Source organism: Alicyclobacillus sp. ALC3, from assembly GCF_028751195.1.
Taxonomy (GTDB): domain Bacteria; phylum Bacillota; class Bacilli; order Alicyclobacillales; family Alicyclobacillaceae; genus Alicyclobacillus_L.
The window spans coordinates 397,522-411,799 of the sequence record NZ_CP066784.1 but is presented as its reverse complement, the minus strand read 5'-3'; the positions used below and the strand labels follow the sequence as shown (position 1 = coordinate 411,799).

The following is a 14,278-nucleotide window of genomic DNA, read 5'->3' as shown; positions in this document are numbered from 1 at the left end:
ATAGAAGTCACTCAAACAAGCCTGCACGGAGGCACGGCGAAGTCGGGAGGAATCTTGATGAAACCCGGGGACTTGGTATTTATTCGGGGGACAGAAGGGGTCGCTGGCCCGATCAAGAAAATCACTCGAAGTCCGTACACACACATTGCGGGTCTGGCTGTTGACGACCACTTATTAGAATCACAGGCCATGCGCAAAATTGGGTACGAACCCATTGACACCTACCGCGGGGTAGCAGATGTGTATTCTTGTACCCAACTCACGGATGATCAACGTCGGAATATAGTCGATGCCGCACAGGAGTGGTTAGGCGTCCGATACGACTATCTACTTTTTGGCTCGCTAGCGGTGCGCCACATTTTCGGTCGGACCGTACCCGTATATGCCAGCCGCAGGCGGCACATTTGCACCACCCTCTGGGTGGACGCTTATCGGTCGGTGGGCATTGATTTGTGCCCGGGCATTGACTATCCGACCCCGGGAGAGTTGGCGTCATCGCCTTTACTCGAACTCGTCGGATCGTACTAGGAAAATCGAACCCACAAAAACGAACAACTTCTACCTTGGCGTCGTCTATACAGATGTAGCAGACCAATTGGCCAAGGAGCATGGAGAATGAAGAGATTAAGGTGGATATCTGGTATTGGGGCGTTTGCATTGATCTGCGCTGGCGGGTGGGCCACACTCTCTCAATGGACCGCAAACGGCCCATCAGTACAAGGGGCGCCAGCGCATCCCCTGCCAGTGGTTCACCACGCTAGCCAACCGAAGTCGGTCACTCGAGTGTCGTCTCTGCAGACTCGTCAGTCCGGGTGTGCAAGAGGACACATGTGCTCACAGCCAGCTGCGTCGCTGCGTGCTGGAACCGTCTCCGAGAAGAAGCTAGCAGCAGTTGACGTATTTGGCGGGTCCATCACTTACGGTTGGGTGGATCCGACGCACGACTCGTTCGTGCAACGGGCCGTGGCGACGGTGGCAGCCTCTACAGGCGTTCAATACCGTTATCACAATGAAGCGATCCCTGGCTTTACTGCTAAGTATTACGAACAAAGGTTTCCCGGACGGTTCGGTCAACTGATCAAGAGCGACCATGCGCGGGTCGTCGTTCTTGCCTGGGGTCTTGAAAATGACATGAATAGCCGTCGTACGTTGGACACTCCACAGGCATTTGCTGCTGCCTTGCACCGCGAAATCGTGCAGACGCTGGCCATTCACGCCGTCGCGCTCGTCGTGACTCCGCCTGTGACAAAACAGTTGGTGACGGTCGATCACTCGCGAGTGTACCAATACATCGCAGCGGAACACCAAGTCGTCAATACATTCCACAGCCCGAATGTCGTCTGGGTTAACGTGTATAAACAGATGAACCAGTTTCTCATCGCACATCACCAGTCGTACAAGTTGTATGAAGGCAACGCGTGGCACCCGAACCGAGCAGGCCACATCTTAGCGGGCCGCATCTTGGCACAGGACTTGACGCATCGCTTTGGGCGCCGTCCGATGTAGTGGCGGCGAGCCGTTGTCTATGGTGAACAGCCGTGATCACGTTGAAAACACAGCGAGGTTTCGCAGAATGCGACCCTCGCTGCTTGCTTGCCATATGTTTGTCACATCTGTGGTGCGGTACTGCAGCTTAGAGGACTAGACAGAGTTCTTGGCTGAAATGGTATCTTGTACACAGGGCAGAAAAGTAGTGGGGGGTGCATCTGTGAAAAGACCTTTTTGGTGGGCCGGTGGTGGCGCTGTCGTCCTAGCGGCACTCGTCGTCGCTTGGGTTAGCTTATCCGTGAAGCAGAAGGCAGAGGCGCCCGTTTACCATAAGCCAGTCACCACAACGGTCAATGACCCGGTCGACCCGGGGACCAGCCTTGGCGGTACACCCGCCCCGAATTTCACGCTGACGGACCAGTACGGAAAGAAGTTTTCCTTGTCACAGTTTCGCGGCAAGGTGGTCGTGCTTGCGTTTGTGGACAGTCAGTGTACGACCATTTGCCCGCTGACTACGGAGAGTATGATGCACGCCTTGCAAATGCTTGGACCCGAGGCGGCGGCACACGTAAAACTTGTCGGCATCAACGCGAACCCGGTGGCCATCGCCCCCACATACGTCAAGCAATACTCGATTGCGCACGGCATGATGAACTCGTGGGACTTTGGGACGGCATCGCTGCCACAGCTCAAGGCAGTTTGGTCGAAGTACCACGTTTCGAGTCAGATTGTGCAAGGGGCGATTGACCATACGCCAGCGCTTTACATCATCGATGCACAGGGCAAGGAACAAGAACTGTTCTTGACGGCCAGCCAGTACGCGGCGGTAAGTCCTGAATCCAGTGTGTTAGCCCAGCAAATCGCGCGGTTCTTACCGAAAGGCGTGAAGGTCAACCCGCTGAAATCCGCAACTTACAAGCCGTCAACCATCGGACCAGGCAGTCCGGTGCAGGTGCCTAAGGTGACGCCGACCGGTGAACAAGGGACAGTCACGATGGGCCCCGGCAAACCTCAGCTCAGCGTGTTTTTTGCGAGCTGGGTGTCAAACGCCAAGCAGGATTTGACTGCCCTCAGCGCCTACGCCAGTGCACCAGGCAGTCCGTCTGTAGTGGGTGTCGATGTGGCGACGACCGAACCGTCGAACAGCGCAGCGCAACACATGTTGCAAACGATGCAGCCACTGTCCTTCCCGGTTGGCATTGATAAGACAGGAGAAGTGGCTGACGGCTACAACGTGACGGATTTGATGTGGTTGACCCTTACTGACGGAAAGGGTCATATCATTTGGCAACATGATGGCTGGATTCCCGTACAGTCGCTGAAGAACGATGTGGCCAAAGCACTGAAGGCTCATCACCTGCAGCCGTAAATGTGAGGTCCGCGGACAGGGCGTGGTTCACTGTGCTGTCGAGGATGAGTACGAATTACCAATAAGGGTGGATGACTTGTGACGTTTGCCAATCTGTTTTTGTCGTATTTTAATGAGGCCTGTATCATCTCAAGCGCCATCTGCTTTGCGTTCGGATGGCACTACATACGCAAACACCGCGTGCGAACTCACCGCCGACTGATGTTGACGGGGTCTGTTCTGGCGGCCTTGTTTTTTATCACCTATGTCGCCAAGACTATATTTATTGGCGACACGTTGTTTGGTGGACCGAAAAGCCTCAAAGGGTTTTATTACACGTTTCTCCAATCGCACTCGATTTTGGCAACAATCGCAGCGATCCTCGGTGTGATCACACTTGTCTACGCTTTCAAGGCGAGGTTCCGGCGCCATCGGAAAATCGCACCTTGGACAGTGGTCATCTGGTTCATCACTGCCGCAACAGGTCTCACAGTCTTTTTGCTACTGTACGTCTTTTACACTCCGGGGCAGACAGCGGGACTGCTCAACGCCTGGCTCGGCTGACAGGTAAGTGTGTGGTTCGTGTCATCAGTGTTAAATGGGTGCAGTTGTGTTCGCACCGTGTACGAGGCCGTTCTCGGTCATCGGCACGGTGCTTTTTTTGATTGAGCGAGTGGAAACAATGTGACTTAACGATTCAGAGATTTGGTAATTGAGCCAGTTTTGAATCGTGGGGCTGCGCTGTCTCCCTCTTCTGAACAAGAAAAGCGGCATTTGAGTGGTGTTTTGTCTAAATGCGTAAGTGGCACAGAATTTGCAATTATTAATTTGTTAAGGGGTTAGCGCATAGACCCTACAGAGCACCAACTGATTACCTGCTTAGGAAGCGGATGGGGGGATGGAGGCGACAGTAGGGATTCCGTTGTTGAGACTCCAATTCGTAACGTGGGGAGGAACATCATGAGTGCGCAAACTTCTCGTACGCCAGACCACGACGTCCCGCGCCTGAAAAAAGGCGAACTCGGTACGGCAGACATTTTTTCTGCAGCTCTGGCAAACACTGCGCCTGCAATGAGCTTCTTTTTTTCCTTTGGCGCCATTGCAGTCGCTGCTGGACTTGGCAGTCCGTTGGCCATCGCTGTTGCGGCTCTCGTCGTTCTGCTGAAAATTAACAGTCTCATGGAGTTTACGAAGGTAATGCCAAGTACCGGATCTTATATTTCGTATATTGGTCGAACATTCGGTGGCGTTGTTGGAACGATGACGGCGGTTGCACTCACGTTTGGTTACATCCTTGCAGTCGGTTATGTGATGGCCATCCTTGGCGAGTGGACAAGTATGACGTTGAGCAAGTTTGTGGGCATCAACATCCCTTGGCAGGTTCTTGCAATCATCTTGACCGCGTTTGTCGGATACTTAGTCATTCGCGGTGTGAAAATCTCAACGAAGTGGGCTGTGGCGACATTCCTGTTTGAATTAGCGCTGATCGTGATTAGCGGCGTGTTTATGCTTGTTGCCAAGCACGGTCAAATCGAGTGGCAGTCGTTTAGCCCGGCGCACGTGACAGGAGGGGTCAAAGGACTCGGTCTGGCTTTCCCACTAGCGGTATTCATGTTCATCGGTGTCGGCAACCCAGCTCCGATGGTGGAGGAGACGCGCAATCCTCGGCGGTCGGTGCCACTCGCCATGCTGACAAGCACGGTCTTCGTCACAGTGCTGTACCTGTTTATGGGACTCGTCACGATCACGGCATTTGGCGGCAACATGCACGCTCTCGACAACAGTTCAGTGCCCTACGTGGATGCTGGGCAAAAAGTCATGGGTGGTGCGTTAATTCTCGTCTACTTGGCGGGTTTCACCAGCACATTTGCTTCGCTGATTGGAGCTACGAACGGCCAGACGCGCATGATCTTCAGCGCAGCGCGCGAAGGCATGTTGCCCAAAGCGTTAGCCAAGACGGGGCGGCGTCAGACGCCATGGGCTGCTATTGTGTTTTACATGTCAGCTGCCATGGTAATCATTTTGATTTGGGGCGCGTTTGCTTCACCACTTGATGTCGCAGGGCTGGTGGCTACACTCGGAACAATCCCTGTGGCGCTTGTGTATCTCGTGTTGAACATCGCGTTGCCTGTGTATTACGTTCGTCACCACCGTGACAAAATCAGGGTGTGGAGACACTTTGTGTTTCCGATCCTCGGAACGGCTGCCATGATTATGCCGTTTTGGGGGCTGATTCAGCCTGGTCAGCCATCACCGTTCAATTGGTTCCCGTATATTGTGTTGGTGTGGCTGGTCTTTGCGGCCATTTACGCGGTAATTGTAAATAAACGTGACCCGAGCTTGAAGGAGCGGGTCGGCAGCATTCTGGCAGAGGATTAACCTTGCTGCGCAACCCCAGCCAATAGTTAAAAATGTAGCCTGTCCCGGATTGGAACTTCGGTTCCGACCGGGACAGGTCTATTTAGACTATTTGGAATGGTACATTTTAACCTGCCAATATTAGTTGCCGATAGTTCAGAATGCATATACGATAAGGTTTGATTGCACTATGGGGACGACAAAGGGGGAGCGGTGGTGACGGAAGTAGGGAACCAACAGCGAGAGGTGATTGTGGTCGGTGCGGGCCCAGTCGGGCTTACGGCAGCGCTGGCAATTCGCAGCCACAACATCCCGGTCACTGTCATCGAAGCCGAACCACAAGGCCGAGTGCGGCCAGGGAGCCGCGCGATCTTTTTTCACAATGCAACACTCAATCTACTTGAGGGCTTGCGGCCAGGGCTTGGCCACGCGTTTGCTGCACAAGGAATCATCTGGGGCACCAAACGCACTCTGTACAAGGGCAAGGAAGTATACGTCAGACACTATCCAGCACCTACGCCTGGCGAACTGCCCCACTTTACGAGCCTGCACCAGTCGGTCATCGAAGGGATACTGTATGAAGCGTGCGTGGATGCGGGAGTTGAGTTTGTATGGAACTCACCAGTCGCCTCCGTCGAAACTTCGGAGCGAGGCGTACTCGTCGAAGCGGAGTCAGGAGTATGGGCTGCCAAGTACGTAATCGGTGCGGATGGGGCGCGGTCAGCCGTGCGACAGTCGTTAGGTCTCGAACTCGAGGGGCCCCGGTCGCACGACACATTTGTTGTCGTCGACGTCCAGGAAGACATGGCGAATCCGCTTCCAATCGAACGTATTTTTCACTACCAGAACCCCGCTATGGCGGGGCGCAACGTACTGTACGTTCCGTTCCAGGGTGGTTGGCGTGTCGACCTGCAGCTACTCAACAGTGACGACGAGGAGACCTACGCGTCACTGGAAGGAGTGAAAAAGTGGCTGCCGAAGGTGTTGGACGCTAAATACGCTGACCGAGTTACTTGGGTCTCCGCATACCGCTTCTATCAGGCGGTGGCAAAGTCGTTTACCGATCCGAATCGCCGCGTTCTATTAGCCGGCGAGGCGGCGCACCTGTTTGCCCCGTTCGGGGCTCGCGGTTTCAACTCTGGTGTTCCGGATGTTGTGTTGGCTGCGCGAGCCATAGCGACCGCGCTTCAAGCGGATGATGACGCTGTCGCCAACGCCGCCGTACTTGCGGCGGCCGATGAACGTCAGTTGGCGGCAAGTTACAATCGTGACTGTGCAGGCATTGCGCTCGAGCACTTGCAGGGAAGTTCCCCGGCGATGAAGACTAAGCGAGAGGTTGCAGCATCGCTGGCCAGTGTCGTCCCAAGCCTTGGCCGCTGGTTGGACGAGGGGCCGTACGGTCCGAAGGTGAACCACGCGCGGATGAGTACAAAGTACTGAAGCAGCCATGGTGACAACGCCCATGAAGAGGAGGTCGAAGGATGGCAATTTCAGCAGATGCGTGGGCTGAACTCGGACAATCTGCCGAGCGTGTGGTGGAACTGACAAAACGGATCGGTCAAGTGCAGTGGTTTCGCAGGGAGAATGAGTTTGAGGAAGTAGGGAAGCTAACGAGTTTGGTCCAACGCATTTGTCAAACGGTCGGACTTAGCCCGGAGGTCGAGGTCAAGTATCTTTCCATCGAGTCTCTGGAGGAGTTCGTACGACAGTACGACATTGACCGGAGTCCGCTGTGGCAATTTCTTCGCGGACTGCCAGACGAGGTGCGGGCAGGGCTGGAACAGTCGAATCGCTTGGACTGGCTCGTGTACGCCGCTGACACGGTGCCAACGTCAGTGTTTCACAGCGCGTTTGACGGTGCGTTCGCACGATATGGCGCATTGGGGCAAGAGGTCATTCTGTTCGCAGTGAGTACAGCGATGTGGATCTCGGGCGCTGTCATGGGTGTTGCCCTTACGGCTGACACCACTGCGCCAGGCAGTTCCGAATTGGCTCTTCGCCTCCTGGAGCTCTGTGAGTACGGCGTGTTGCCGCTCGGACAGTTTGACGGTGTATTTTATCTGGCGTGACGTCGTGTTTCAACTTATGAGAATGCGGCCAGTGACGTTTGACGAACGTCACTGGCCGCATTCTCATAACAGGGGTGGTTCGGGGAGCTCGGGAGTGGACTGACAGTTGACTCTCGCGGTGTTCGCCGGTGCTCCCCTCACCACAAGTGTTGAGTCCCCCGCTGCAACTTCATAATACTTTGCCTGGCGCCTGTGCACATGCGTAATGAGGACGATTTTGTCCGCACAAAACAACTCTCTACCCGTACCTATTTGTACCTGTGAAAGAAGGTCTGTGGTTGCCTTGACCGGGTATCGGAGGCCGTCCACAAAACGTTCTGCGACCTGCAGCGACAAATTAGGACGAGCCTGGGCCACATCATTATATATAGGATTTTTGTCATAGTCGCTATGAACTATTGCTAAATTTTTTTTAGTAGATGTATACTGTACTACGGATGTAGGACGTACTGGAGCGAGGGGTTCATCTGTACTGAGCGGTTTGGACTTTATTCTTTGCAAGGAGAGGCGACTGCCATGCAATTCAAGTTGGCGCGGCGCAAACGGAAAAAGTGGAGCGAGTCGACCGCCATTGCCGTGGTGGTTTCTGTCGTATTAGTTGTCGGCGTATACCTGTTTCCGATGCCGACGTCGCTCGGGCAGGGCATCAACGAACGTGTGGCAACCGGTTGGCAGGCAGTGTACATGCCAGCTACTGGTCAGGAGTACTACCGCATGACGTTTAATGACTTGTCGTACTTGCAGTATCCGATTAGCGGGCTTCCTCGTTCGCTCTTCACGAAACACACCGTAGACGGCAGTTTGATCAGCAAGTCTAACCTGATCGGTGTGATTGAATCCGCTTACGCGCACAATGCCAAAGGTGTCGAACAAACCCTTGGCACATACCATAATGTTCCAGACAGGCTGCACCCGTTTAATGAAGAGCCGGTTGCCTACACAACGCAACTGCTCCAGGTGATGGCAAAGGATGGGTTTAACCCGTCCACAGTAGGTGGTCCTAACATTCCACCAGGCAGTGTCTCAAAGTCCCAGCTCAAAGGCGGCATGTTGCAGATCGACACGAAGTCGGATGGTAACACGCTCGCTCAGTGTCAGCCGGGACAGAGGCCGCTTGTGTTGGGATGATTGGACATAGAAGGCTGGCTTGCGCTGTTGTCGGCCCTGTGCAAGACGAGAGTGGCAGAACACATTTGTGGGGGGATGGGTACGGACGGAGTCGCACTGAGCAGGACAATTTTGAAAGTGAGGTGACCAGGCGTGTTGTGGAAGAAACGAGCGGTACTGGGCGTTGGTGTGCTCGCCATGACCGGAATGCTGTTCGGTTGCGGTACGCAGTCAACTTCGACGCTGACGTCGAAGTTCATGACGGTGGACCCGCAGAATCAGTCCGTGACCATCAATCTCGTTGCGGGGTATAACGCCACGGACAACTGGCGGAACTTTGATGGTTATTCGAACGGACAGATGACCGTCTCTGTGCCGGTTGGGTATAAGGTGACGCTGAAATACAGCAACGCGTCCGGCATACCGACTGACCTCGGCGTATACACGAACAATCCGCAGCGAGCGCTGGCATTTCCAGGCGCTGGAGATTCTATTCAGGAAATTGCGCTGAATGCAGGGGGCGGACTTTTGCCCGGAAACTCGGAGTCGTTTACGTTTACGGCGTCGCGAACAGGACAGTTTATCCTTGCTAACAACTTGAACCGCTTCCCACAAGTGGCGTACGGGACAAATCCAAATGATTATCAACCTGTAGACATGTGGGACCGCTTTAACGTGGTACAAGGCGGATCGCCGAGCATCACCGCTCAGTAAAGGGGGGGCTTGCAGTGAACGGTGAACAAGAACGGAACACGTTAGAAGAAATTCCAGATTGGAGCCGCCGCAAGTTCCTGGTTGGTTCTGGAGTCGCTCTAGCAGCCGGTGCGGCAGCGCTGATTGGAAACTCCAGCATTGCCAAAGCGGTGGAGCGCATCGGTCAGCCGGCTGTGAATACTGGGTTGGTTCATGTCTATGAGGGCGACTACTACTTCGCTCCAAACCACATGACCTGGAGAGTCGGAGACCTCATCACCATCAAGCAAGAAAACCAAAGTGACTACCGCTATCATGAAATGATGATAGGTCGCGGCTTTGACACCGCGCCGACTTTGCTCGGTACACAAATTCAACAGTTTCACACGGACTTCTGGAATGGCGTGCACGTCACCATTCTCAATGCGGATGGTGTCGACAACATGACCACAAACCGCGCCATCGTCAAGGCTGATATTCCGACCAGCCCTTGGCTGGATACGAATCCTGCGGATGGCAACTTCAGCCCGACGCTGCTACCGCACGGTTGGATCGAGTATCAGTTCCGGGTGCCGAACAAACCGGGGCGTTGGTACTACGGTTGCTTCGTACAAGGCTTCATTCACTACGAAGAGGGCATGCGCGGGACCATCGATATTATCGAGGCCTAATTTCACTAGTGAAAGGGGGGTGTCAGGTTGAAAGACTATCTCAAGTTCGGGATTATCTGGGTGATTTTGAGTGCTCTAGGTGAATGGGCTGCCTATTTCGTAGGTAACCACTTCTACTACACCACAGGGGCAGTTCAAGCGGTCGACGGCCAGAACGCTGCCGCGTTCGTTCTTTACACCGTTGTGCCGATCTTTATGTTCGTCGTTCTGATGTTGTTCTTCGGCATCTTCCAGTTCAAGCGGAAGGGCAACGAAAATGCATCTCCTCACCAGTACCGTACAAACAAGACGTTTATCGGCATCTGGGTGACGCTCTCGCTCGTCATCAACCTGTTCCTGTTCGTTCACCCGACGGCTTCGGCGATGCAGACCTACTTCAACCAGGCTGCTGCCTACAACAAGAAGAGTTCGAACGAACTGATTGTCGATGTGACAGGCCGGCAGTGGGAGTGGAGGTTCTCTTATCCGCAGTACGGAATCACTCAAGCGGTGAGTGCCAAGACCGGTAATGACGTGCTGGTACTTCCAGTGGACCGTCCGGTCAAGTTCGTGATTCGCTCCTACGACTGGAACCATCCATACGACTCACAGGTTGACGTGATTCACTCGTTCTGGATTCCGGCATTCGGATTCAAAACCGATGCCATTCCTGGCGAAACCCGGTACGAGTACATCCTGCCGACGAAAATTGCGTCCACCGCGACAAATGCGATGTACCGTGTCCAGTGTGCAGAAGACTGCGGCCCGGGACATCCGTACATGGAATCGAACATGAAGGTCGTCTCGGCGTCGAATTTCCAGACTTGGATTGCGCAGCAGAAGAAACTTCAATAGGCTGATGGGGGGTAAGTGAGTTGAGCATGCCTCAGCTGAGCACGGAAACAGGAATAGCCTCATCCGGCGTGTACAGACGTTGGCCGCCAGTCATGCGCGGTTTGGTCTGGGCGCTCGTGGCGTTCTTGTTCGTCGACATGCTGGTCGGGTATATTCACCCGTACGCACGCCACCAATTCTTTGGTCCCGTCGCCATGACGTTTGCATGGGCAGCTGCGGCTGTCGCTTGGACCTTTGGTATTGGTACATGGGAGGCAGTCGTCAAGCCTGCCTTTGGCTATCCGTTACGTTGGAAGGAAACCGTCGGATGGCGCCGGTACTTTGAGTACAGCACCGATCACAAAGTTATCGGTTTGCAGTACATGGTCTCCTCACTCGGCGGATTCCTCATCGCTGGTATTGCGGCGATGTTGATGCGTCTCCAGTTGATGGAAGACCACATGTGGCTGTTCACCTACAGCAAAGACTACCTGACGACCGTCGGCGTACATGGAACGATTATGATGTTCTCGGTGGCCACGGTGTTCATGGTCGGCGGTCTTGGCAACTACCTGATTCCGATGATGGTGGGTTCCAACAACAGCGCGTTCTCCCGAATTTCGGGGATGAGCGTGTGGTTCGTGCCGTTTGGCATTATGACTGTCGCGTTAAGTCCTTTGCTTGGCACGTGGACGAGTGGCTGGCGTGGTTACGAGCCACTCACTTCAAGTGATGGCAACGGGATTATCTTCTACTACCTCGGTGTCTTCATCTTGTTGATGTCGTCGTTCATCGTTGCGGTCAACCTCGTCGCGACGATCATTTATCGTCGGGCACCAGGATTGACTTGGAATCGTTTGCCGATGTATGCTTGGGCGATGCTCGCTGTATCGTTCCTGAACATCATCTGGATTCCCGAGATTATCATGACGTTCGTCATGGGTCTGCTCGACAAGATTGTGCCGTTGCCGTTCTTCCAAGCTACAGGCAGTCCACTTACCTACCTGCAGCAGTTCTGGCTGTTTGGTCACCCGGAAGTGTATATTGTCGTTCTGCCGGCGTTGGCCCTATGGATGGAACTCTTGCCGGTACTTGGTCGCAAGACCCTGTTCGCCAGGCAGTGGGGCGTCATTGGCATCGTCTTCGTCATGATTTTGTCTGGTATGGTGTGGGCTCACCACATGTTCCCGACCCAGCAGAACCAGACGATTCTGCCAATCTCGTTCTTCACAGAGATGATTTCGATTCCGACCGGCTTTGCGTTCATGGTGGCGATTGGCACCATTTGGCGAGCGAAGATAAAGATGAACACACCGACCCTGCTGATTTTGATGAGCATGTTCAACTTCTTGATTGGTGGTTTGACGGGTGTGTTCGTTGCCGACCCGATGGTAAACATGCAATTGCATAACACCTTCTTCGTCGTCGGTCACTTCCACTTTACGATCATCGGTGGCATGGTGTTCTCGTCGTTTGCCGCAATGTATTACTACCTGCCAAAGTTCTCTGGCCGCACCTACAACGACAAGTGGGGACAACTCGGAGCTTACTGGATTTTCATTGCGTTTAACGCGACGTTCTTCCAGTTCTTCATTTTGGGTCTGCGCGGCATGAACCGCTGGGTGCCGGTCTATCCGCAGTACCTCCAAGCTCAGAACTTTGAAGTGTCAATCTTCGCGTTCTTGCTTGGCATTGGCTTCCTCTACAACATCGCCTACATCATCTACTGCTGGGTCAAGGGCGAGAAGGCTCAGGAAAATCCGTGGAACTCCCGTGGCCTTGAGTGGCAGACACCGTCTCCAGCGCTTGGCGAGAGCTTCCCAGAAATCCCGACGGTGGTTGCCGGCTTCTATGACTACAGCGCGGACGCGCCGAAGTCAGTGGTCTTCGCAAGTGAGGAGGCGAGGTCATGAGCCAGACAGAGACAGAACTACGCAAAGACCAACTGACCCTCTATCCCATGCAACGCGAGCTTGACACAGAGGAGCAGATGCGGCTCAAGGGTGGTCTGGTCCTGTGGTTGATGGGTCTGTCCGTGCCGATTTTGCTCTTGGTCGAAGTGCGCTACGTGATGGTCGGTGGGTACGTAGACCCGCACGCCAGTCCACTCTTGGGTACCATCGGCTTGGTGCTGTTGATCATTTCCGCGATACTCACGTCAGTCGCTAAACGGACCAGCGTTCCTGTGGCGCGTGGAAAAGTGTTAGGGGCTTACATGTGGTCAGTGCTATTCACACTGGCGGCGTTTATCCTGATTGGCTGGCACGTCGTGGACCATTCAGAGAGCTCGCTCACGCACTACGGCATGATGTTTGTGACTGCCGTCGGCACAGTCGACTTCTACGTCTTTACATTACTGCTCGCCTTGATGGCAACCCATGGTCGCGTTAAGCGCTTGAACGTACGCAACACATGGGGATTGTCGGCGACCAATTACTATGCTTGGTTCGTCGTGGCCGTGTGGCTGGTCATTTACGCGTTTATGTATTTCCTATAAAGAAGGCGGGTGAATCGTAAATGGTGAATGTCCCTGAGCACTTTTTTCCGACGTTGCCGATGGTCATTCCGGCTTCGCAGGGAATGCCTTTGTGGTGGTACTTCAGTTGGTGGGTTTTTCAAATCATCATCATGGGTGTTATCATTTGGATGGTCACTCGGTGGGCGATGAAGGTCGATCGGTTGCTCGTCAGCAAGGTGGATACCAAATCGACGCCGTCCGATTCGGGTAGCTCAATAAACAGCTGAGGAGTGACCCCGCCACACCCTTCGGGGCGTGGCGGGTGACTCTTTAGTGAAGGGGAGGGGAAATGATGAGAAAGCTGGACAGCATCGCTGCTCTTGAGGCCCCGTCTCGAGAACTGTCCATACAAAGGGAACTTCGTGCCTACTTTGATCTAACCAAACCGCGCATCATGCTGCTTCTCCTTTACACGGGTCTTGGTGGCATGATTGTAGCCGACCATGGTTGGCCTAGCCTTTCCGTAACGATTTTGACCTTGTTCGGGCTTGCGTTGTCCACAGGTGGTTCGGCAGCCTTTAACATGTGGTATGACCGCGACATCGATCAATTGATGAAGCGGACGCAGAACCGTCCAATTCCGGCGGGCATCGTTTCGCCAGAACGCGCCTTGGCATTTGCGGTTTTGTTGATGGTTGCTTCTGTCGTACTGTTTGCGACTTTGGTTAACCCGCTGTCAGCTGTACTTTCAGGCGTAGGGGCGTTCTATTATGCGGTGGTTTACACGATGTGGTTGAAACGGCGCACACCGCAGAATATTGTGATCGGTGGAGGTGCTGGGGCTTTTCCGCCACTCATTGGAGCGGCAGCAGTGACGGGGCATATTGGGCTTCCTGCGATTTTTCTGTTCCTAATCATTTTTTTCTGGACTCCGCCACATTTTTGGTCTCTTGCCTTGTATAAGAACGAGGAGTACCGTCGGGCGAACATTCCGATGATGCCTGTCGTGAGGGGTCCCATGACGACTAAGGTACAGAGTCTGGTTTATGGGGTCGTATTAACTGTGTCGAGCTTGGCCATGCCGTGGCTGACGCCCTTGGCGTGGTTCTACCTGCCTGTGACTGTAGCGCTCAACTCGGTGTTCCTTTATACCCTGTGGGAGACGCTGCGCGAACCGCATGACTCCTTCACGTTTGCCCGACGTTCGTTTTTTGTCTCAATCTTGTATTTGTTTGTACTCTTCCTCGTCCTTGCCTTGGCGAGCTTGGTTTAG

General features: G+C 54.0%; 15 protein-coding genes. All 15 read left to right on the top strand.

The features are described from left to right. The first annotated feature begins 57 nt into the window (after window positions 1-57). Window positions 58-528 carry a C40 family peptidase gene (locus tag JC200_RS01925; protein WP_274434496.1) on the top strand — a complete coding sequence of 157 codons (471 nt, stop codon included), beginning with the start codon at window positions 58-60 and terminating at the stop codon, window positions 526-528. An 87-nt stretch (window positions 529-615) separates the two neighbouring features. Continuing rightward, entirely contained in the window at window positions 616-1,506 is an 891-nt protein-coding gene (locus JC200_RS01920) for an SGNH/GDSL hydrolase family protein (RefSeq protein ID WP_274434495.1), read from the top strand. A 202-nt stretch (window positions 1,507-1,708) separates the two neighbouring features. Continuing rightward, entirely contained in the window at window positions 1,709-2,857 is a 1,149-nt protein-coding gene (locus JC200_RS01915) for a redoxin domain-containing protein (RefSeq protein WP_274434494.1), read from the top strand. Between the two features lie 78 nt (window positions 2,858-2,935). Next, window positions 2,936-3,400, top strand: a complete 465-nt coding sequence (locus tag JC200_RS01910) for a DUF420 domain-containing protein (RefSeq protein WP_274434493.1) — start codon at window positions 2,936-2,938, stop codon at window positions 3,398-3,400. 396 nt (window positions 3,401-3,796) lie between these two features. Continuing rightward, window positions 3,797-5,215 carry an APC family permease gene (locus JC200_RS01905; protein WP_274434492.1) on the top strand — a complete coding sequence of 473 codons (1,419 nt, stop codon included), beginning with the start codon at window positions 3,797-3,799 and terminating at the stop codon, window positions 5,213-5,215. Window positions 5,216-5,410: 195 nt separating this feature from the next. Further along, window positions 5,411-6,634, top strand: coding sequence for an FAD-dependent monooxygenase (locus tag JC200_RS01900; protein WP_274434491.1), 1,224 nt, complete (start codon window positions 5,411-5,413; stop codon window positions 6,632-6,634). A 41-nt stretch (window positions 6,635-6,675) separates the two neighbouring features. Beyond that, window positions 6,676-7,263 carry a hypothetical protein gene (locus tag JC200_RS01895; RefSeq protein WP_274434490.1) on the top strand — a complete coding sequence of 196 codons (588 nt, stop codon included), beginning with the start codon at window positions 6,676-6,678 and terminating at the stop codon, window positions 7,261-7,263. Between the two features lie 516 nt (window positions 7,264-7,779). Continuing rightward, the gene (locus JC200_RS01890) at window positions 7,780-8,391 is read left to right on the top strand and encodes a hypothetical protein (protein ID WP_274434489.1); all 612 of its coding nucleotides are present in this window, start codon (window positions 7,780-7,782) and stop codon (window positions 8,389-8,391) included. Window positions 8,392-8,523: 132 nt separating this feature from the next. Continuing rightward, window positions 8,524-9,084, top strand: a complete 561-nt coding sequence (locus JC200_RS01885; protein WP_274434488.1) for a sulfocyanin-like copper-binding protein — start codon at window positions 8,524-8,526, stop codon at window positions 9,082-9,084. A 14-nt stretch (window positions 9,085-9,098) separates the two neighbouring features. Next, a complete protein-coding gene (locus JC200_RS01880) occupies window positions 9,099-9,734 on the top strand; it encodes a twin-arginine translocation signal domain-containing protein (RefSeq protein ID WP_274434487.1) in 636 nt (211 codons plus the stop codon). A 27-nt stretch (window positions 9,735-9,761) separates the two neighbouring features. After that, complete coding sequence (locus JC200_RS01875; protein ID WP_274434486.1) at window positions 9,762-10,568, top strand: cytochrome c oxidase subunit II; 807 nt, start codon at window positions 9,762-9,764, stop codon at window positions 10,566-10,568. Window positions 10,569-10,594: 26 nt separating this feature from the next. Then, window positions 10,595-12,460: a cytochrome c oxidase subunit I gene (locus JC200_RS01870; RefSeq protein WP_274436446.1), complete on the top strand. Its 1,866-nt coding sequence runs from the start codon at window positions 10,595-10,597 to the stop codon at window positions 12,458-12,460. Further along, window positions 12,457-13,044: a hypothetical protein gene (locus JC200_RS01865; protein WP_274434485.1), complete on the top strand. Its 588-nt coding sequence runs from the start codon at window positions 12,457-12,459 to the stop codon at window positions 13,042-13,044. The genes JC200_RS01870 and JC200_RS01865 overlap by 4 nt, the downstream gene beginning before the upstream one ends. Before the next feature lie 20 nt (window positions 13,045-13,064). Further along, complete coding sequence (locus JC200_RS01860; RefSeq protein WP_274434484.1) at window positions 13,065-13,292, top strand: hypothetical protein; 228 nt, start codon at window positions 13,065-13,067, stop codon at window positions 13,290-13,292. A gap of 65 nt (window positions 13,293-13,357) precedes the next feature. Next, window positions 13,358-14,278: a heme o synthase gene (locus tag JC200_RS01855; RefSeq protein WP_274434483.1), complete on the top strand. Its 921-nt coding sequence runs from the start codon at window positions 13,358-13,360 to the stop codon at window positions 14,276-14,278.